This is a genomic window from Halomonas sp. MCCC 1A11062, assembly GCF_021404355.1.
GTDB classification, from domain to species: Bacteria; Pseudomonadota; Gammaproteobacteria; order Pseudomonadales; family Halomonadaceae; genus Halomonas; species Halomonas aerodenitrificans.
The window spans coordinates 70154-88973 of the sequence record NZ_JABFTW010000002.1; the positions used below are offsets into that span (position 1 = coordinate 70154).

Annotated in this window: 17 protein-coding genes; 4 read left to right on the forward strand and 13 right to left on the reverse strand. The window is 66.0% G+C overall.

Annotated elements, in window-relative coordinates; genetic code table 11:
- The first annotated feature begins 4 nt into the window (after positions 1 to 4).
- Entirely contained in the window at positions 5 to 583 is a 579-nt protein-coding gene (locus HOP58_RS02840) for a Smr/MutS family protein (protein ID WP_234259479.1), read from the forward strand.
- Here HOP58_RS02840 and HOP58_RS02845 read toward each other — a convergent pair.
- Genes HOP58_RS02845 through HOP58_RS02855 form a run of 3 tightly spaced genes read right to left on the reverse strand, consistent with a single transcriptional unit; the run spans position 580 to position 3336 of the window.
- The gene (locus HOP58_RS02845; protein ID WP_234253889.1) at positions 580 to 1641 is read right to left on the reverse strand and encodes a patatin-like phospholipase family protein; all 1062 of its coding nucleotides are present in this window, start codon (positions 1639 to 1641) and stop codon (positions 580 to 582) included. The two genes, HOP58_RS02840 and HOP58_RS02845, sit on opposite strands and share 4 nt — an antisense overlap.
- Before the next feature lie 16 nt (positions 1642 to 1657).
- The gene (locus HOP58_RS02850; protein ID WP_234259480.1) at positions 1658 to 2524 is read right to left on the reverse strand and encodes an alpha/beta hydrolase; all 867 of its coding nucleotides are present in this window, start codon (positions 2522 to 2524) and stop codon (positions 1658 to 1660) included.
- A complete protein-coding gene (locus HOP58_RS02855; protein WP_234259481.1) occupies positions 2521 to 3336 on the reverse strand; it encodes an alpha/beta hydrolase in 816 nt (271 codons plus the stop codon). The genes HOP58_RS02850 and HOP58_RS02855 overlap by 4 nt, the downstream gene beginning before the upstream one ends.
- 213 nt (positions 3337 to 3549) lie before the next feature.
- On the opposite strand from HOP58_RS02855, the gene HOP58_RS02860 reads away from it, so the two are divergent.
- The gene (locus tag HOP58_RS02860) at positions 3550 to 4497 is read left to right on the forward strand and encodes an AEC family transporter (RefSeq protein ID WP_234253886.1); all 948 of its coding nucleotides are present in this window, start codon (positions 3550 to 3552) and stop codon (positions 4495 to 4497) included.
- Between the two features lie 142 nt (positions 4498 to 4639).
- On the opposite strand, the gene sixA is transcribed toward HOP58_RS02860, so the two are convergent.
- The 7 genes from sixA to HOP58_RS02895 all read right to left on the reverse strand — a co-directional run bounded on the left by sixA (position 4640) and on the right by HOP58_RS02895 (position 12561).
- Positions 4640 to 5113 carry a phosphohistidine phosphatase SixA gene (gene sixA / locus HOP58_RS02865; protein ID WP_234259482.1) on the reverse strand — a complete coding sequence of 158 codons (474 nt, stop codon included), beginning with the start codon at positions 5111 to 5113 and terminating at the stop codon, positions 4640 to 4642.
- Positions 5110 to 6183 (reverse strand): NAD(P)H-dependent glycerol-3-phosphate dehydrogenase, encoded by a 1074-nt coding sequence (locus HOP58_RS02870; protein ID WP_234259483.1) that lies wholly within the window; start codon positions 6181 to 6183, stop codon positions 5110 to 5112. Before HOP58_RS02870 ends, sixA begins: the two co-directional genes overlap by 4 nt.
- 120 nt (positions 6184 to 6303) lie before the next feature.
- A complete protein-coding gene (locus tag HOP58_RS02875; RefSeq protein WP_234259484.1) occupies positions 6304 to 7746 on the reverse strand; it encodes an NAD(P)(+) transhydrogenase (Re/Si-specific) subunit beta in 1443 nt (480 codons plus the stop codon).
- A 17-nt stretch (positions 7747 to 7763) separates the two neighbouring features.
- On the reverse strand, positions 7764 to 9335 hold the full coding sequence (locus HOP58_RS02880) for a Re/Si-specific NAD(P)(+) transhydrogenase subunit alpha (protein ID WP_234253882.1): 1572 nt from the start codon (positions 9333 to 9335) through the stop codon (positions 7764 to 7766).
- A gap of 244 nt (positions 9336 to 9579) precedes the next feature.
- On the reverse strand, positions 9580 to 11484 hold the full coding sequence (gene htpG / locus HOP58_RS02885; protein WP_234259486.1) for a molecular chaperone HtpG: 1905 nt from the start codon (positions 11482 to 11484) through the stop codon (positions 9580 to 9582).
- A gap of 92 nt (positions 11485 to 11576) precedes the next feature.
- Positions 11577 to 12047, reverse strand: a complete 471-nt coding sequence (locus tag HOP58_RS02890; protein ID WP_234259487.1) for a PaaI family thioesterase — start codon at positions 12045 to 12047, stop codon at positions 11577 to 11579.
- Positions 12040 to 12561: a PaaI family thioesterase gene (locus tag HOP58_RS02895; protein ID WP_234259488.1), complete on the reverse strand. Its 522-nt coding sequence runs from the start codon at positions 12559 to 12561 to the stop codon at positions 12040 to 12042. Before HOP58_RS02895 ends, HOP58_RS02890 begins: the two co-directional genes overlap by 8 nt.
- A 218-nt stretch (positions 12562 to 12779) precedes the next feature.
- On the opposite strand from HOP58_RS02895, the gene HOP58_RS02900 reads away from it, so the two are divergent.
- Positions 12780 to 14732: a transglycosylase SLT domain-containing protein gene (locus tag HOP58_RS02900; RefSeq protein WP_234259489.1), complete on the forward strand. Its 1953-nt coding sequence runs from the start codon at positions 12780 to 12782 to the stop codon at positions 14730 to 14732.
- Between the two features lie 30 nt (positions 14733 to 14762).
- Here the strand turns inward: HOP58_RS02900 and HOP58_RS02905 are convergent, their stop codons facing one another.
- Positions 14763 to 15434 (reverse strand): LysE family translocator, encoded by a 672-nt coding sequence (locus HOP58_RS02905; protein WP_234259490.1) that lies wholly within the window; start codon positions 15432 to 15434, stop codon positions 14763 to 14765.
- A gap of 302 nt (positions 15435 to 15736) precedes the next feature.
- On the opposite strand from HOP58_RS02905, the gene HOP58_RS02910 reads away from it, so the two are divergent.
- Positions 15737 to 15943, forward strand: a complete 207-nt coding sequence (locus HOP58_RS02910; RefSeq protein WP_010627343.1) for a cold shock domain-containing protein — start codon at positions 15737 to 15739, stop codon at positions 15941 to 15943.
- Positions 15944 to 16045: 102 nt separating this feature from the next.
- Here the strand turns inward: HOP58_RS02910 and HOP58_RS02915 are convergent, their stop codons facing one another.
- Together HOP58_RS02915 and HOP58_RS02920 are read right to left on the reverse strand one after the other, a co-directional pair.
- Entirely contained in the window at positions 16046 to 16747 is a 702-nt protein-coding gene (locus HOP58_RS02915; RefSeq protein ID WP_234259491.1) for a hypothetical protein, read from the reverse strand.
- Between the two features lie 132 nt (positions 16748 to 16879).
- Positions 16880 to 18808 carry a M48 family metallopeptidase gene (locus HOP58_RS02920; protein WP_234259492.1) on the reverse strand — a complete coding sequence of 643 codons (1929 nt, stop codon included), beginning with the start codon at positions 18806 to 18808 and terminating at the stop codon, positions 16880 to 16882.
- Positions 18809 to 18820 lie beyond the last annotated feature (12 nt).

Sequence of the window (18820 nt, forward strand, 5' to 3'; positions counted from 1 at the left end):
CCGCATGAGCCAACGCCGCCCGCCCGACGACGATGACGACGACAGCAACGCCTTTCGCCAGGCGCTGCGCGAGGCCGGCGTGCGCCGCATTGCCGTCAATCGTGCCGACCCGGGGCGGCCCAAGCGTCGCGACCCGGCGGCAGCGGAACGTCGCGCTGCGGCGGTGGCAGCCGATACGGCGGAAAGCGCCAGTCGCACCAGCGATGGCCGTGTGGAGCCGGTGCGCCCTTCGGAATTCCTCGACTTCGCTCTGCCCGACCTGCCCTACCGCACCCGCAGCCAGCTGAAGCGCGGCCAGATCGCCTGGGAAGCAGGGCTGGATCTGCACGGCTACAGCCTCGACGAGGCGCGTCTGGAGCTGGAAAGCTTTCTCAAGGAGGCGGTGGGCAGTCGCATGCGCTGCGTGCTGGTGGTTCACGGCAAGGCGTGGGGCAGCACGGCGGATTACCCGGTGATCAAGAGCCACGTCAACACCTGGCTGCGCGAATGGCCGACGGTGCTGGCGTTCTGCTCGGCGCGGGACAGCGATGGCGGCACCGGCGCCGTTTATGTACTGTTGCGCCGCCGTGGGCAAGCCTTCTAGCTTGCCTGCCCACCTCCCGACTCGCGGTCGACCGGCATCTGCGGCGGCTCGACAATAATACCGGCAGAACCGCCGTGGCCGGTATGCGTGCGCCCCTCGTAGCGGTCCAGCGCTTCCATGGCAAGGTGACGCCCCAGGCGAATCAGCGCCTCGGCGCGGTGAAACTCGAAGGCCCCGCATACCGTCTTGGGCACCTCGATCAGCACATCTGGGGGATAGCCTGCAATCTTGTACTTGGCCAGCGACGCCTGGGTGATGTCGAAAGAGGCCAGGATCATGTCGAGCCGGCCCCAGGCCCGTCGCCCGTTGGACGCGCGCTCGCTCTTGCCGTCCGCCATACTGGCTTCCTGATCCGCAGCGCCGAACCCTTCGAATAGCCAGCGCGTGGCACCGCGCACGTCCATCCAGCCCTTGGCCACGGCCTGCGCTTCCACCATCTCCTGCTCTTCGGTGGGCATCAGATCGTTCAGCGTCACCGGCCGGGCGCTGTGGGCGGTGACGTTGACGGCCAGCATCATATCGGCATGAGACGATACCGTCGGCGTGATCGGCAGCGGGTTGAGCAGGCCGCCGTCCACCAGGGTGCTGTCGCCGATGTGCACCGGCGTGATGACCCCCGGTATGGCGATGGAGGCACGGATCGCACGCAGCAGCGGGCCCGACTGGAACCACACCTCACGCTGCCGCGCCAGATCGGTGGCGACGGTGGTCAGCGGGATCGGCAGCTCCTCGATCTGGATGTCGCCGATGAGCTCTTCGAGTTTGCTCATCACCTTGCTGGCCCGCATCGCCCCCATCGGGCTCCAGGTGACGTCGACCAGCTTGAGCACGTCGAAGTAGTCGAGCTTGCAGACCCAGTCACGATAGGCCTCGAGCTGCCCCGCGGCATGGACACCGGCGATGACCGCACCCATGGAGCAGCCGGAGATGGCAGCGATCTCGTATCCCCGCGCCTCGAGCACCTCGATCACGCCGATATGGGCGTAGCCGCGCGCCCCGCCGCTGCCCAGCGTCAGCGCCACGCGCTTGCCCTGTTCCACCACCTGACTGCTGCTCATCTCACCTCTCCCGGGATCATGTTCGACGCGGTTCCAGCCACGTCTCGATGGCTCGCGCCACCGCGGCCACGCTGTCAGGCTCCAGATGTAGATGGTGTCCGCCCGGCAATACCTGTCGCATCAGATGAGGGACTGCCGCACGCGCCGCCTGGGCGTTCTCACGTTCGGCCAGTATGCCCTTCTCGCCCTCGATCAACAGCACCGGCGCCTGGATCGCGCCGAGCAGGGCCAACACCTGCTCCGGACTCAGGCGCAGCGGTGAAGGCCACAGCAGCCTGCCATCGGTACGCAGACGCACGTGGCCATCGGCCTCCCACATCAGGTTGCGCTCCACCAGCGGCGTCGCGGTTTCGGCATCGATCGGTGTCACGCCACCGGCCACACGTGCCGCCACGGCGGTACTGCTATCAGGATAGCGCGGCGCCGCCGACCTCGGGCGTCTGGCGGCACGCAACCCCTTGCGCAGTTGAGCGGCGCTCTCCTCGGCAGACGTGGTGACGGCGCCCAGACCATCGATCAGGACCAGTCGCTCGATGCGCTCCGGCAGCGCCGCCGCGGTGAGACAGGCCACTCCCGCTCCCATGGAGTGGGCCAACACACTCACGCGCCCGAGGTCCAGCTCGTCGGCAGCATCCAGCAGGTCGTGGCAGTAGTCCCACAGGGCGTAGTCGCCTTCCCCATGCCGCGAATGGCCGTGACCGGAGAAGTCCAGCGCCACGATGCGCACACCGAGCCCAGCGCACAGCAGCGGTGCCAGGCGGGAGAAGCTCGCGGCGTTGTCCAGCCAGCCGTGCAGTGCCAGCCAGGTGGGTGCGCTCGGCTCGCCCCAGGCGAGTGCCGCCAGGCGACCGCCTGCCAGGGTCAGGGGTTGCGCCTCGCTCATACCTCACCCTCCAGCAGTTCGTCGAGCATCGCCAGCAGCGCCTGCCGCGTCTCCTCGGGGTGCTCCATGGGAAACATATGGGTACCCGGCACCGGTGCCAGCGGAATGCCGTGGGCAGCCAGCCGGCGGCGCCGCCTGGGCGTGATCAGATCGGAGTCGCTGCCGACCAGCACGCCGAAGGGAATTCTGAGCCGGCGCGGCAGGCGCGTCAGGTGATCGGGCAGGTTGCGGAATATCTCGGTCTCGATCGCCGGGTCGTAGATCAGTTCGGCACCGCCGTCGTCACGTAGCCGCGTGCCACCTTCCACATAGTCGTACAGGGCTTCAGGGGTAAAACGGCGGAACAGGCCGCGACGACGCAAGTGATTGGCCATCGCCTCACGGTCGGGCCAGGATGCCCGGCGACCGTGGCTCTTGCCCGCCGGCGTGACCCGGTCGACGAAGCCAAAGCGCTTGGCCACCTTCATGCTCCAGGCATCGAGTCCCAGCATCAACGGCGGGTCGAGCATCACCACGCAGCGAAAGCGCTGCGGCGCATGCTCCGCCGCCATGGCCATCAGCACGCCGCCCATGGAGTGCCCCACACCGACGACGGGGCTGTCATCGTCGAGCACGTGCTCGAGCAGCTCATCGCGCAACGCCAGCCAGTTGGCGCCGACCGGGTAGTCGGGATGATGACCCAGGCGGTCGACGGGGTGAATGTCGAAGCGCTCATGCAAGGGAGCCAGCAGGCTACGGTAGCTCATGCCGGGAAAACCGTTGGCGTGTGCGAAGACCAGGCGCGGTCGCGAAGCGGTGGAACGTTCAGTCATGAGGAGAATCCGGAGTCGGAGCTGGCCGGCAGTGGCGATAGCAGGCTAACGGGTTTACTCTATTCCGCCAAGTCGACCTCCGCTTCATACCGTTCGCCCTGTTCTGGAGTCCCGTCATGCCTCGCTCCCCTCGCGATACTCGTACGCGCAACCGTGTGTTCTTCGTCACCGTGACCGTCGCCATCGTCGTCGGCCTGTGGCTCGCACGCTGACATGGGCCTATACGAACTCTTTTTCGCTACCCTGGAGATCACCCTGCCGGTCTTCGCCATGGTCTTCATCGGCCTGGGCCTGAAGCGCCTGGGCTGGATCGATCAGGCCTTCATCTCCACCGCCTCGAGCCTGGTGTTCAAGGCCACCATGCCGACGCTGATCTTCCTCAGTATCATTCGCGCCGACCTGGATACCACGCTCAACCCCGCCATGCTGGCCTTCTTCGCCCTGGCCACGCTAGGCAGCTTCCTGCTCTCCTGGGGCTGGGCCATTCTGCGCGTGCCCTATGCCGACCGCGGCGTCTACGTACAGGGCGCGTTTCGCGGCAACTGCGGCATCGTCGGCCTGGCGCTGGCGGCCGGCATGTACGGCGACTACGGGCTTTCCGCCGGCGGCCTGCTGCTCGGTGTGGTGATCCTGACCTACAACGCCTTCTCGGTCATCGTGCTGGCCACCTATCAGGAAGGCAAGAGCGCAGACTGGCGCAGCATCGCCAGCCATATCGCCCGCAATCCGCTGATCCTTGCCGTGGTCGCCGCCATCCCGGTAGCGGCGCTGGAGCTGCGCCTGCCCGGCTGGGCGATGACCTCGGGACAGTACTTCGCCTCGCTGACGCTGCCACTGGCGCTGATCTGCATCGGCGCCACCCTGTCGCTGGGTTCGATCAGGGCCTCGGGCAGCCTGGCCATGGGCGCCAGCTTGATGAAGATGATCACCCTGCCCGTGGTCGCGATTCTCGCTGCCTGGCTGGTCGGCTTCGAGGGACGCGAACTGGGCGTTCTGTTCCTGTTCTTCGCCAGCCCGACGGCGGCCGCGGCCTTCGTCATGACCAAGGCGATGGGCGGCAATGCGGCCCTCTCGGCCAACATCATCGCCCTGACCACGCTGATGGCCAGCGTGACCATCACCCTGGGGGTATTTGCCCTGAAAGTCATCGGCTGGATCTAGCTATGTCTGAAAACTGCCTGCGCTTGGCCATACAGCGTTAAAAATCAGCTCAAAGTACTCATTTACACCTCGTAAACTCCGTCTTTTCGCTGATTTTTGCCTTGTCTGGCCTTCGCTCGGCGACTTTTCAGACACAGCTGACTCAGAAGAGGTCGTGGGGTGCCATGAAGCGCAGCAGCCGGGCGCACCCTGCCGCCCATACCTCGCTCTCGAGCTCGGCCACCGCGGCGGTGGGAAAAGCGAGGCCGCGGTCGGAGCACCCATCCACCAGTTGCCCGGTGAGCAACCCTACCAGCGGCATGTGGCTGACCAGCACGATGGGCCGGCCATCGCTCATGTCCAGCAGCCAGTCGCACACGGCGCCGGGCGAGTCGTCGGGGGTGATGATGGGGAGTTCCACGGCATCGATGCCAAGCGCCCCGGCGACGTGAACCGCCGTCTGCCGGGCGCGCCGGTAGGGGCTGCTGAAGAGCCGGGCGCCTTCCAGCGACTGCCGTGAGAACCATTCGGCCATGCGCCCGGCCTCGGCGTGGCCGCGGGCGGTCAGTTCGCGCTCGTGGTCCGGCCGACCCGGACCGGCTTCGCCGTGGCGCATGACATACAGGCGCGACGTCATGGCTTCTCCTCGCCCGCTTCGACGCGCCGATGGGCCTGCTGCACGGCCTCCCGCGGCAGCACGAACTCCACGTCGCTGCTCTGCTCGCCGCGCATCAGCATGCGCGCCATCTCCCGTGCGGGCACGCCTTCGAACAGCACTTGATACAACCCCTCGGCCAGCGGCATGTAGACGCCGTCCTTGCGCGCCTTGTCGCGCACCAGGCGCACCGTGTTGACCCCCTCGGCCACCTGTCCCAGCGACTCGACCGCCTCGTCCAGGTTCTTGCCCTGGCCCAGGGCATAGCCCACGCGATAGTTGCGCGAGAGCTGCGAGGAGCAGGTCACGATCAGATCGCCCACCCCAGCCAGCCCCAGAAAGGTCATGGGGTTGGCCCCGAGGCTGACGGCGAAACGCCCCATCTCGGCCAGCGCCCGGGTCATCAGCATGCTGCGAGTGTTCTCGCCCATGCCCAGCGCCGCGGCCATGCCGGCGGCGATGGCATAGATGTTCTTCAGCGAGCCGCCCAGCTCCACACCGTAGCGGTCATTGCTGGCGTAGACGCGAAAGTAGTCACAGCTCAGCGCCTGCTGAACGCGGGTGCGGGTCAGTGCATCGTCGCTGGCCACCACGGTGGCGGTGAGCTGCTTCTGGGCGATCTCGGTGGCCAGATTGGGCCCGGAAATCACGCCGATATGGGCAAAGCCGGTCTCCTCCTCGAGGATCTGGCTCATCAGCTTGAAGCCTTCCTCCTGGATTCCCTTGGTAGTGCTGACCAGGATCTGGTCGGCGTTGAGCCAGGGCCGCGCCTGGCGCACCACGTCGCGAAAGGCCTTCGAGGGAATCGCCACCAGCACCAGCTCGGCCCCTTCGAGCACGGCCTGCATGTCGCTCGAGGCGCGCACCGCCGGGTTGATGGCGTAGTCCGGCAGGTAGCGTGAATTGCGATGCTCCCGATTGATCTGCTCCGCAAGCTGCGGGTCCCGCAGCCATTGGCACACCCTGGCCCCGTTGTCGGCGGCGATGCTCGCCAGCGCGGTACCGAAGCTGCCGCCCCCCAGAACTGCTACCCGCATGGGTTCGTCTGCCATGTCTGCCCCGCGAAATCGGTCGATGGAACGGATGAAATTGCCCTGAGTGTAACGAAGAATGCCCCCTTTCGGGGGCATTCATACCAACGTTCGGTGCGGGATGACACTCCCGCGACCGACTCAGTCGATCAGCGATAGCAGGGAGTCGATGCTCTCCCGGGCGTCGCCGTAGAACATCCGCGTGTTCTCCTTGTAGAACAGCGGATTCTCGATGCCGGAGTAGCCGGTACCCTGGCCTCGTTTGCAGACGAACACCACGCTGGACTTCCACACCTCGAGTACCGGCATGCCGGCGATCGGGCTGTTGGGGTCGTCCTGGGCCGCCGGGTTGACGATGTCGTTGGAGCCGATGACGATCACCACGTCGGTCTTGGGGAAGTCGTCGTTGATCTCGTCCATCTCCAGCACGATATCGTAGGGCACCCTGGCCTCGGCCAGCAGCACGTTCATGTGCCCTGGCAGGCGCCCGGCCACCGGGTGGATGGCGAAACGCACCTCCTTGCCGGCGGAACGCAGCTTGCGCACCAGTTCGCTCACGGCGTTCTGGGCCTGGGCAACGGCCATGCCGTAGCCCGGCACGATGACCACGCTGTCGGCGTTGTTGAGCGTGCTGGCCACGCCCGCGGCGTCGATGGCCACCTGCTCGCCCTCGATCTCGGCGGCCGGGCCCTGGGTGCCGCCGAAGCCGCCCAGGATGACGCTGACGAAGTTGCGGTTCATCGCCTTGCACATGATGTAGGAGAGAATCGCCCCCGAAGAGCCCACCAGCGCGCCGGTGACGATCAGCAGGTCGTTGGAGAGCGTGAAGCCGATGGCCGCCGCCGCCCAGCCGGAGTAGCTGTTGAGCATCGACACCACCACCGGCATGTCGGCGCCGCCGATGCCCATGATCAGGTGCCAGCCGATGAAGAACGACAGTGCCGCGAGCAGCAGCAGCGTCCAGAAACCGGCCCCGTTGAGATAGAGCACTGCCAGCAGCAGACAGACCGCCGCGGCCCCGGCGTTGAGCAGATGGCCGCCGGGCAGCTTGTGCGGCTTGCCGTCGACCTTGCCGGCCAGCTTGCCGAAGGCGACCACCGAGCCGGTGAAGGTCACCGCGCCGATGAAGATGGCGAAGACCACCTCCAGTTGCAGGAAGGTGAGCTCGTCCGGCGCCTTGGTCGCCACCAGGGCGGCGAAGGCAGAGAACTCCTGATGCGCGGTATCCAGCGCCTGGGCGGCCAGCACTCGGCGCCGTTCGAGATCGGCGTTCCAGGCCACGAACACCGCGGCGAGGCCGACGAAGCTGTGCAGCGCCGCCACCAGTTGCGGCATCTCGGTCATGGCCACCTGCTTGGCCACCTTCCAGCCGATCACCGAGCCGATCACGATCATCGGGATCATCAGCCAGTAGTTGCCGATGCCGGGGCCGAAGGCGGTGAACAGCACCGCCACCGCCATACCGACGATGCCGTACCATACCGCCCGCTTGGCCTTCTCCTGATTGCTCAGCCCGCCCAGGGAGAGCACGAAAAGTATGCTTGCCGCGATGGCCGCGGCGGAAACAAAACCTTGTCCTAACATGTTCGTCACTCCGCCGCTCAGGATTTCTGGAACATGGCCAGCATCCGGCGTGTCACCAGGAAGCCGCCCACGATGTTGATGGTGGCGATCAATACCGAGATCGCCGCCAGAAGCACCACGATCCAGTTACCCGAACCGATCTGCAGCACGGCACCGAGCACGATGATGCCGGAGATGGCATTGGTCACCGCCATCAGCGGCGTATGCAGCGAGTGGCTGACGTTCCAGATCACCTGGAAACCGACGAAGCAGGCCAGCACGAAGACGATGAAGTGCTGCATGAACGAGGCTGGGGCGATCTGCCCGAGCAGCAGCATCAGCGCCCCGCCGATGCCGAGCAGCGTGACCTGACGCTTGGTCTGCTCCTTGAAGGTGGCAAGCTCCGCCGCGCGTTTCTCCTCGGGCGTCGGCTCCTTGACCTTCTCCTTGGGCTTGGCCGCGGCAATGGCCTTCACCTTGGGCGGCGGCGGCGGGAAGGTGATCTCGCCCTGGTGCGTCACGGTGGCGCCGCGAATCACGTCGTCTTCCATGTCATGCGCGATGGCGCCGTCCTTCTCCGGCGTCAGATCGGTGAGCATGTGACGAATGTTGGTGGCGTAGAGCAGCGACGACTGGGTCGCCATGCGCGACGGGAAGTCGGTGTAACCGACGATGGTCACGCCGTTGTCGGTGACCACCTTCTCGTTCGGCACGGTAAGGTCGCAGTTGCCGCCCTTCTCGGCGGCCAGATCGACGATCACCGAACCCGGTTTCATCGCCTTGACCATGTCCTCGAGCCACAGCTTGGGCGCCGGACGACCCGGGATCAGCGCAGTCGTGATGACGATGTCGACCTCGGGGGCCTGCTCGCGGAACAGCGCCAGCTGCTTCTCGCGGAACTCGGGGCTGGAGGGTGCGGCGTAACCGCCGGTGCCGGAGCCGTCCTGGGCCTCCTCGAAGTCGAGGAACAGGAACTCGGCGCCCATGGACTCGATCTGCTCGGCCACTTCGGGGCGTACGTCGAAGGCGCGCACCACGGCCCCCAGGCTGGTCGCCGTGCCGATGGCGGCAAGGCCGGCCACACCGGCGCCGATGACCAGCACCTTGGCCGGCGGCACCTTGCCCGCTGCGGTGACCTGGCCGGTGAAAAAGCGTCCGAAATTGTTGCCCGCCTCGATCACCGCCCGGTAGCCGGCGATATTGGCCATGGAGGAGAGCGCGTCCATCTTCTGGGCCCGCGAGATCCGCGGCACCATGTCCATGGCGATCACGGTCGCGCCCTGGGCGCGACAGCGCTCCAGCAGCGCCTCGTTCTGGGCCGGCCAGAAGAAGCTGATCAGGGTCTGACCCTCGCGTAGCAGGTCGGCTTCCGCCTCGCTCGGCTCGCGCACCTTGATCACGATCTCGGCGTCGCGCCACAGCGCTTCGGCACTCTCCGCCACACTGACGCCGACGGCCCGGTAGGCCTCGTCGTCGAAGCCGGCGGCAACGCCGGCCCCGGTTTCTATCAAACACTCGTGTCCAAGCTTCTGTATGAGCTGTGCACTGTCAGGGGTGAGCGCGACGCGCGCTTCTCCCGTGGCGAGCTCCTTGGGTGCACCAATCTTCACGTTGGATCTCCCTTTATGGTTATTGAACTTTCTGGTTAGGCAATCCGACTATTCATACCTGACCTTACTGCGATGCACAACAGCAGTGCCGTCCTTTCCTGCCGGTACGTGGGCAATACTATCCAGCTGAAATTGCGAAAAAAAAAGCTTGCTGACGCTTACGTCAAGAGAGGGCGGGAAGACGCGAATAGATACGAAAAGGCCGCCCGAAAGCGGCCCAAAGTGCTATGTCGTCAGCCTTATGTCAGGCGGTCAACAGCGAGTTGAGACGGCGTACGTAGGCCGCCGGATCGTCGAGGTGGCCGCCTTCGGCGATGATCGCCTGGTCGAGCAGTACCAGCGCCAGATCCCCGAAGCGCTCGCCCTCGGCGGCCTCGAGCCGCTCCACCAGGGCATGGCTCGGGTTGAGCTCGAGGATCGGCTTGACCTCGGGCATCTTCTGCCCGGCGGCCTCCATGATACGGCGCATCTGGAAGCCCATCTCGTGCTCCGGCAGCACCACGCAGGCCGGCGAGTCGGTTAGCCGGTGGGTCACCTTGACCTCCTGCACGGCGTCGCCCAGCGCCTCCTTGACCCGCTTGACCAGCGCCTCCTTGGCCTTGGCGGTCTGCTCCTGAGCCTTCTTCTCTTCCTCGCCCTCGATCTCGCCGAGGTCGAGCTCACCCTTGGCCACGTCGACGAAGCGCTTGCCTTCGAACTCGTGCAGATGGCTCATCAGCCACTCGTCGATGCGGTCGTGCAACAGCAGTACCTCGATGCCCTTCTTGCGGAAGATTTCCAGGTGCGGGCTCGATTTCGCCGCGTTGAAGCCATCGGCGACGATGTAGTAGATCTTCTCCTGCCCTTCCTTCATGCGCGCGACGTAGTCGGCAAGCGACTGGTCCTGGGTGGCGCTGTCGGTGTGGGTGCTTGCGAAGCGCAACAGGGCGGCGATCTTCTCGCGGTTGGCGAAGTCTTCCGCCGGGCCCTCCTTGAGCACGCTGCCGAACACGTTCCAGAAGGTCTGGTAGGCCTCCTGGTCCTTGGCCAGCTTCTTGAGCATGTCCAGCGCACGCTTGGTCAGCGCGCTCTTGATCTTCTCGACCTTGGGATCCTGCTGCAGCAGTTCGCGGGAGACGTTGAGCGACAGCTCCCGGGTGTCGAGCACGCCCTTGACGAAGCGCAGGTAGAGCGGCAGGAACTGCTCGGCGTCGTCCATGATGAAGACGCGCTGGACGTAGAGCTTCACGCCGCGGGAGCCGTCGCGCTCATAAAGATCGAACGGCGCGCGCCCCGGCACGTAGAGCAGGCTGGTGTATTCGAGCTTGCCCTCGACCTTGTTGTGGCTCCAGGTCAGCGGATCGCTGAAATCATGGGCCACGTGCTTGTAGAAGGCCTTGTACTCATCGTCGGAGATCTCGCCCTTGGAGCGCACCCACAGCGCGGTGGCTTCGTTGACGGTCTCCCAGGTGGTGACCTCGCTGCCTTCGATCTCGTTGCCCTCGTCATCCCTGGCGGTCTCGACCTTGGGCATGCGCACCGGCACCTCGATGTGGTCGGAGTACTTGCGTACCAGGCTGCGCAGGCGGAAGTCGTCGGCGAACTCCTTGGCGTCCTTTTTCAGGTGCAGGACGATCTCGGTGCCGTGCACCTCGCGCTCGAGGTCAGCGACGGTAAACTCGCCCTCGCCCTTGGAACGCCACTCGACGCCCTCGGCCTTGTCACTGCCCGCCTTACGGCTGCGCACCGTGACTTCGTCGGCAACGATGAAGCTGGAGTAGAAACCGACGCCGAACTGACCGATCAGGCGGGCATCCTTCTGCTGCTCGCCGGAGAGCTGCTTGAGGAACTCGGCAGTACCGCTGCGGGCGATGGTGCCCAGGTTCTTGATCACCTCCTCGCGGCTCATCCCGATGCCGTTGTCGCGCAAGGTCACGGTACGTGCCTTCTCGTCATGCTCGATCTCGATGCGCAGCTCGCTGTCGCCCTCGTACAGGGCGTCGTTGTCCAGCGCGGCATAACGCAGCTTGTCGCAGGCGTCGGCGGCGTTGGAAATCAGCTCGCGCAGGAAGATCTCCCGATTGGAGTACAGGGAGTGGATCATCAGGTGCAGCAGCTGCTTCACCTCGGTCTGGAAGCCGAGGGTTTCCTCGTGAGCGGTCGTGGACATGGATCGATTACCTCATCGCGTGAACCCACGGCGGTGCCCGGCGCACCGCCGCTACTGAACTGTTCAGCGATATGGGGTCCACATCCCGCTTTTCAAGCGTCGTTGGGCTCCGGCGCCCCCAGCACCAGGTGCAGGCGTGCGGTAGCCACCGGCTGGTCCTCCGCTTCCTGCCAGGCCGTGACCTGAACGTTGGCCAGTCGACGCCCCTCGCGCAGCAGCTGGCATCTGGCATGGGTGATCACCACCCGGGCGGTGCGCAGATAGTCGATGGAGAAGTCGACGACACGGGGCAGGCGCGGCTCCCTGGCCGAGAGCATCAGGTCGAGGGTGCCCGCGGTTTCCATGAAGGCCGCCACCACGCCGCCATGCAGCGCCGGCAGCAGCACGTTGCCGACGTTGTGCTCACGCGGTTCGAGATGAAAGATCAGGCCGTCGCCGGCAGCGTCCGGCGTTGCCGTGACGCCGATGTAACGGGCATAGGGCAGCCGCTCGAGCCAGGCGGCGACATCTCCTTCGGCGCGTGTCCTGGCCAGCCAGGCCACGTCGTGAAATCCTTCAGGCATGGTCGTCCTCCCCGAACAGCGCCTCGGCGAAACCCGCCGGCGTATTGCGCGGCCCGAGCCGTACGAAGTTACCGATGCCGCGGGCGATGGGCCGCTGCGGGTCCTGCCACAGCGTCCCTTCAGTGAAGACCATGGCGCCGGTCACTCGCAGCACACGGGCCTCGGCCATGATCGGCTGGCCGGCCAGGGCCGGGCGATAGTGATCGACCCGCAGATCGAGGGTGGGGCAGACCTCCGGCGACGGCAGCCCACACAGCACTGCCGAGCCGCATACGGTGTCGAGCAGCATGGTCAGCACCCCGCCGTGCACCAGCCCGCGCTCGGTGTCGCCCAGCAGCTCGTCGCGCCAGGGCAGGCGCATGTGCACCCGCGGCGGTGCGACTTCCAGCACCTCGAGACCCAGCTCCCGGGTATGCGGTATGACATTGACGAAGCGGGACAGGCCGGCTCGCCAGCGTTCGGGACTTCGCTGTGCCGCGACAGCTTCCTGGCGCGACTCGTCAGATGCGCTCACTCTATTCTCCAACACTCATTTGCCTCCAACACCCACGCCCTCCAACAAGCGTTTGATCCAGTTTCGCAGACTAGACGCCGCCCGTCGGCGAGACAAGCGTTCCGATGACGGAACGTGAGATGCGCTGAACGAGAAAGCGACCACACGGTCTACTCAAAACGGCTCCAATGGGCCAGGATACAGAGGTTCGTCACCGCCCTTCCGGAGGCCGTTCAAACATGCGCCATCTTTTCCCCTTGCACCGCGCGGCCGCCCTGCTCACCGCGGCGGCCTTGAGCTTTTCCGTCACCGCGCATGCCCAGCCCAGCGACAGCGCCATGCGCACGGCACTGGAGGCCGCGCGCAACCATCAATGGGATCGCATCGACCAGGCCGGCATCAGCGGTCATGTGCTGGAGGGCTATGTGGAGTACCATCGCCTGCGCAGCCGCCTGCCCCAGGCCGAGCCTGGCCAGATACTCGAGTTCATCGAGCGCCACCGGGGCGCCCCCGTGGCCGACTGGATGCGCGGCCAGGCGATCGCCCGCTATGGCGCCGCCGGGCGTTTCGGCAGCCTGCTTGCCGTAGCCGATGGCGAGCCCAGCGGCACCGAACGGCAGTGCTACTACTACACGGCGCTACTTGGCAGCGATCCCCAGGCCGCCGCCGAAGGTGGCCGCCAGCTGTGGCACGTCGGCAACTCCCAACCATCGGCCTGCGACACCCTGTTCGACCGCCTGCGCGCCAACGGCGAAATCAGCGAGCTCGATATCTGGGAGCGCAAGATGCTGGCCTGGGAGCAGGGAGAAACCGGCCTTGTCAGCTATCTGGGCCGTCTGTTGGGCAGCCGCTGGCAGGATGGCATCGACGCCGTGGAGCGCCTGCAGCGCAGCTACGCCGACGTCACCCGCGTCCCCTCCTGCATCGGCCCCGAGTGCCGTGGCAGCGGTCCGCTGTTCGTCTCGGCCATGCACGGCTTCACCCGTGCCGATACCGAAGCCGCCTACGAGGCGTGGCGCAAGATTGCCCCGCACCTTCCGATCGAGGAGCGCCATCGCCACGCCATCGAGGAAGATCTGGCCTTCTACTCACTGGTGCGTGGCATCGATCACAACATGTACTGGGTCGACGAGGCCCTGCCGCGCATCGCTACCACGCGGGTCCTGGAGTTGCGCATTCGCCACGCCCTGGCCAACCGAGACTGGGCCGGTGTCCTCGATTGGGTGGAGATGCTGCCCGAGGACAGCCGTGACAACAGCCGCTGGCAGTACTGGAAGGCACGCGCTCATGAGCAGTTGGGTGACAGCGAGCGGGCCGAAGTGGCCTACGCGCAGGCCGCCCAGGGGCGCAACTTCTTCGGCTTCGCCGCTGCGGATCGCATCGGACGCCCCTACTCGCTGAACCTGGAGCGCAGCAACTTCGACGAGAGCTACCGAGCAGAGGTGGCCCGCTGGCCAGCGGTACAGCGCACCGAAGCCCTGCTGCGCATCGGTGAGGATGGGTTGGCCAACAGCGAATGGCTGCATGCGGTGGCCACCGCCTCGCCGCGCGAGGTCAGAGCACTGGCCGACTATGCCCAACGCCGAGGCTGGCATGCACGGCTGGTGCAGACCACCATCACCGCCCAGCTGTGGGACGCGCTTGACTGGCGTTTCCCCGAAGCCTATCGCGAGCATTTCCTCCACTGGGGACGGCAGACCGGGGTCGACCCCTTCCTGCTGATGGGCATCGCCCGTCGTGAGAGCGCCTACAATCCGGTGGCGCTGTCACCGGCCGGCGCCCGCGGCCTGATGCAGATCATGCCGGGCACCGCCACCCAGCTCAGCCGCCAGCTCGGCATCAGTGACCCGGGTCCCTATGGCGTACTCGACCCCGAGCTCAACATTCGCCTGGGCAGTACCTACATTCGCGACATGACCAACCGCTACCGCGGCAACCGCCTGGCCGCCGCCGCGGCCTACAACGCCGGCCCTGGCCGGGTGGACCGCTGGCTGCGCGACGCGCCGGAAGAGTTCGACCTGTTCGTCGAAGCGATCCCCTTCCGCGAGACCCGCGACTACGTACAGGCGGTGCTCTCCTACCGGGTGATCTTCGAGAGCCTGGCCAACGGTGGCAGCAGCGAGGGCGTGTCGATGCTCAGCCAGGCGGAGAAGACGGTACGCTACGACGCCTCCCTGCTGGCCCGTAACTGAGCCGTCGAGCCAACCACCACCGACACGGAATCAGGCTGGCTGCCGTTCCAGCGCCAGCCTGACACCGAAAAGAACCAGCACCGCGCCCGTTGCCCCATTGAGCGCCCGCGCAAAGAGACGGCTGCCCAGCCAGCGCCCCGCACTGCCGACCATGAAGACGATGGCGATCTGCCATACGTTGGCAATGACGAAATGCACCCCGGCCAACCACAGCGACTTGAGCAGCGCCGGATCGGTCGGTGCAATGAACTGAGGCAGAAAGGCCATGTAGAAGACCACGGTCTTGGGGTTGAGCACGTTGGAGAGCAGTCCCTCGCGCAGCGGGCGCCATAGCGGCACGGCCTGGCGCTCGCCCTGCACGGCCCCCAGCGGCAGTCCGGTGCCACGCCGCGCCCCCAGCGGCAGTCCGGTGCCACGCCGCGCCGCCAGCAGGCCGTTGATGCCCAGCCAGATAAGGTACGCTGCGCCGGCCATTTTCAGTGCACTGAACGCCCAGGCCGATTGCAGCAGGATCAGCGAGATACCCAGCGCCGAGATGGTGGCATGCACGAACAGGCCGCAGCAGATGGCCAAGCTGGTTAACACGCCATCGCGGGTGCCGCCGCGGGCGGTGTTGCGGATGACCAGCAGGGTGTCTACCCCCGGGCTCATCGACAGCAGCGTGATGGCAATGAGAAAGGGCCAGAACTGGGCATCGACCATATAAGGACTCCGTTAAATATTGCCTAAGCAGGGCAATAGATTCTCTGGACGCTAGGAAATTTTCTATCTACAGTGGATTGAGCGGGCGGCCAGCCTGGGGCGAGCGACTCACTGCAAACAGCGCCTTCTCCAGTGGCTTCCGCTGCGTAGGCTTGAAAGTGGAAAGACGTGACGCTGCAAGGCGAGCCAAGCATGGCGAGTCATGGTACACCCGAAGCGCACATTTTTCTCTTGCCACGCACTTCGGGCCCCGGTATTCCGAGTGCCCAGTACGATCAATCAGTAAGCAAGGAAAATCGACAATGGCAACTGGCACTGTCAAGTGGTTCAACGATACCAAGGGCTACGGCTTCATCTCTCCGGACGACGGCGGCGATGACCTGTTCGCACACTTCTCCGAAATTCAGGCTGAAGGCTTCAAGACCCTGCAGGACGGTCAGAAGGTGACCTTCGAAGTGACCCAGGGCAAGAAGGGCCTTCAGGCCTCCAACATCCGGATTGCCAACTGAGGCTCGTCCTCGGCTGGCCCTGATGTCTGCCTGACGAAAGGCCCACTCGTTCGAGTGGGCCTTTTTCGTCTTTCCAGCCGCAGCCTTTCCGGATCCGGCTGTTCAGTCCTCGATCTCGAAGCGCGGCGCCTCGCTTTCCGGTTCACGCCGCTCGGCTTCCTCGAACTGTGCCTCCAACTGACGCTGCGCTTCCTCGAAACGGCGCTCGGTCTCTTCGAGCCAGGCATCGATGTCGGACTGCGTCACCTCCCCGGTGCGCTCCGCCTCGCGCTCGATGGCCGAAGATGTGCGGTCATCGCCGTTTTCCATGGGTGCAAGCCTGGTGCTGAAATCGGTGTCGCTCTCCGCGGGTTCCAGGGCGGGTGGGCTCTGCTCCACCTCCTCGAACTGCTGGTCGATCTGACGCTGGGCCTCCTCGAAGCGACGCTCGGTGTCCTCGATGATGGCATCGATGTCGGAGCGGGTCGGCTCACCGGGTAGTGCACCACCCTCTTCGAGCGTGTCGACCGGAGACTCCCCCAGCGTCTCGGCGTCAGCCTCGATCTCTCCGTTGGCTTCCAGCTCGGCGGCGTCCTCTTCGGGGATGGCCGGCAACGACTCATCATCGGTCGGCACCTCTTCCTCGGCCGCCGGTGGCGGCGTCTCCGGCTCGTCCTCCGTCATCTCGATGTCAGGCTCGGCCTCGGTGGCCGGCTCTTCGGGCTGGGGTGTCGCGTCAGCCTCTTCGCCATTGTCGCCACAGCCCGCCAGCCCAAGGGCTAGCGTCAATGCCACGGCGGCAGGAATCCAGGGTGTCTTGGCCATCGGCTTTCTCCCATCCATATGAGACCAGCAAAAGGCCCCTATTCCAGCAGAGCCCGACAGCTGCTGCAAGCCACCGGGCCTTGCCCTCCTGGGGATTGGACAACGATAACGAGAAACGATCCCGCATCCGCCTCAATTCTGCACGGTGACCAGCGGCAGCGGGCACCCCAACGACCAGGCCACGGCCCGTAGCAGTTGGGCTTCTTCCGGCGCCACATGGCCGTCGTGCGTCACGCAGTCGAGCATGGCATCGAGCAGCCGGGCTCGCTCGGTGTCCGCCAGCCGCCGGCAGCGTGCCAAGGCGTCGTCGAGCGCCTGCGGCGAAGCCGGCTCCGGCCGCAGCGTCAGGTTCATGTCCAACCGTTCGGCCGCCTTGTCGAAGGCCGCTCTCGCCCGATCCTGTTCGTCGCTGCCTGCCAGAGCCAGGCTCGACAGTAGCAGCTCCACCGCGTCCCCAGCCTGCGCCAGCGGCAGGCGGCGACCACGCGGTAACGTCGCCCCCTGGCTGCCCACCGTCACCAGCCGGTGTAGCGCCCACTGCAGGGCGCCGGGGCGATGCTCGGCGGCCATCAGGCGCTCGAGGCATTCGTGCAGTCTTGCATATTGGGCCACCGAGAGCTGGCGCAGCATAGGTAGACAGAGTTCGATCAGCGCCAGTCGCTGACCCGGCAGCACGTCGCGCAGCGGTTGGTCGAGACGCTCAAGCTCCGCCAACACCTCCGGCATGGCAGCATCTACCAGCGCCTCGCGCTGTCGGGTTCGGCTCTCGGGCTCCGCTCCCATCAGAATGCCGTAGATGACGGCGCGTGCCGCATAGGGCTCGTGAACTGCCTCAAGCAGACGAGGATCGATCTCGGCCAGGATCCCTCGGGCGCCCTCGAGATCGGCATCGCGCGGCTCGCCGACTCGCTGTGACACTCCCCCGCCGGTGGCAAGAAAGGCGCTCCCGGTAACAGCCGCTGTCGCCGTCGCTGCAGCCGTCGCTGCAGTCGCCGTCCGCAGCGCCTGCAGCGCTTCATCGGTCCTGTCGTCCAGCGCCTGCCTCGGCTCGGGCAGCTCGCCGTCCCACTCGGGCTCGAGGCGGCGGATGCGGGTCGCCAATGGCGGGTGGGTGGCGGTCAATCCGCGCAGGCCGGACACACCGCGACCGAAGTAGAGATGACTGAACTCCTCGGCTTGCGCCGCGCGCAGCTCGGAGCCCTGCGCGTGCGCTGCCACGCGCTTCAAGGCGCCGGCCAGGCCGGCCGGGTTACGGGTGTACTGCACAGCGCTGGCATCGGCGAGAAACTCGCGCTGACGGCTGACTGCCGCCTTGATCAGATTGCCGCACAGCGTGCCGATGAAGCCCACCAGCATCAGCGCCAGGCCCGCTCCCAGCAGCACGACCTGGGCATTGTTCTGGCGCGAGCCGCGCACCATGCGCCGGGTCGCCGTTCCACGCAGCAACATGCGCCCCACCAGGCCGATCACCAGAATGCCGTAGAGCAGCGCAATCAGGCGCATGTTGAGACGCATGTCACCGTGCAACACATGGCTGAACTCATGGGCCACGACCCCCTGCAGCTCGTCCCGCGAGAGGCTCTGGATGGCCCCACGGGTGACGCCGATGGCGGCATCCTGCGGTGTGTGCCCGGCGGCAAAGGCGTTGATGCCTTCTTCTTCGAGCACGTAGACCAGTGGCACCGGCAGCCCCGAGGCAATGGCCATCTCCTCGACCACGTTGAGCAAGCGGCGCTCGTCGGGGTCACGGGTATCGGCGTTGATCGGCCTGCCGCCCAGCGCCTCGGCCACCGCCGCTCCGCCTGCGCGTAGCTGCATGTGGCGCGCCAGGCTGCCCGCCGACACCACCGCCAGGACCCCGAGGGTCACACCGCCAAGCAGCAGCGGATCGAAGGCAAGGGCCAGCGGGTCGGCTCCCGGCTGGCCGCCATCGAGCAGTGCCACTGCCAGGGTCACCACCAGGACGGTCACTACCACCATACCGATCACGGCCACCAACAGCAGAAACACCAACCACAGGGTCAAGCGGCGTGCTTGTGCCTGAGCGCCGAAGAAATCCATTGCGGCGCGCCG

Excerpts from the sequence above, each read along its gene's own strand:
- HOP58_RS02840 (WP_234259479.1), top strand. The coding sequence starts at position 5 with ATGAGCCAACGCCGCCCGCCCGACGACGATGACGACGACAGCAACGCC.
- HOP58_RS02845 (WP_234253889.1), bottom strand. The coding sequence starts at position 1,641 with ATGAGCAGCAGTCAGGTGGTGGAACAGGGCAAGCGCGTGGCGCTGACG.
- HOP58_RS02850 (WP_234259480.1), bottom strand. The coding sequence starts at position 2,524 with ATGAGCGAGGCGCAACCCCTGACCCTGGCAGGCGGTCGCCTGGCGGCA.
- HOP58_RS02855 (WP_234259481.1), bottom strand. The coding sequence starts at position 3,336 with ATGACTGAACGTTCCACCGCTTCGCGACCGCGCCTGGTCTTCGCACAC.
- HOP58_RS02860 (WP_234253886.1), top strand. The coding sequence starts at position 3,550 with ATGGGCCTATACGAACTCTTTTTCGCTACCCTGGAGATCACCCTGCCG.
- sixA (WP_234259482.1), bottom strand. The coding sequence starts at position 5,113 with ATGACGTCGCGCCTGTATGTCATGCGCCACGGCGAAGCCGGTCCGGGT.
- HOP58_RS02870 (WP_234259483.1), bottom strand. The coding sequence starts at position 6,183 with ATGGCAGACGAACCCATGCGGGTAGCAGTTCTGGGGGGCGGCAGCTTC.
- HOP58_RS02875 (WP_234259484.1), bottom strand. The coding sequence starts at position 7,746 with ATGTTAGGACAAGGTTTTGTTTCCGCCGCGGCCATCGCGGCAAGCATA.
- htpG (WP_234259486.1), bottom strand. The coding sequence starts at position 11,484 with ATGTCCACGACCGCTCACGAGGAAACCCTCGGCTTCCAGACCGAGGTG.
- HOP58_RS02890 (WP_234259487.1), bottom strand. The coding sequence starts at position 12,047 with ATGCCTGAAGGATTTCACGACGTGGCCTGGCTGGCCAGGACACGCGCC.
- HOP58_RS02900 (WP_234259489.1), top strand. The coding sequence starts at position 12,780 with ATGCGCCATCTTTTCCCCTTGCACCGCGCGGCCGCCCTGCTCACCGCG.
- HOP58_RS02905 (WP_234259490.1), bottom strand. The coding sequence starts at position 15,434 with ATGGTCGATGCCCAGTTCTGGCCCTTTCTCATTGCCATCACGCTGCTG.
- HOP58_RS02910 (WP_010627343.1), top strand. The coding sequence starts at position 15,737 with ATGGCAACTGGCACTGTCAAGTGGTTCAACGATACCAAGGGCTACGGC.
- HOP58_RS02915 (WP_234259491.1), bottom strand. The coding sequence starts at position 16,747 with ATGGCCAAGACACCCTGGATTCCTGCCGCCGTGGCATTGACGCTAGCC.
- HOP58_RS02920 (WP_234259492.1), bottom strand. The coding sequence starts at position 18,808 with ATGGATTTCTTCGGCGCTCAGGCACAAGCACGCCGCTTGACCCTGTGG.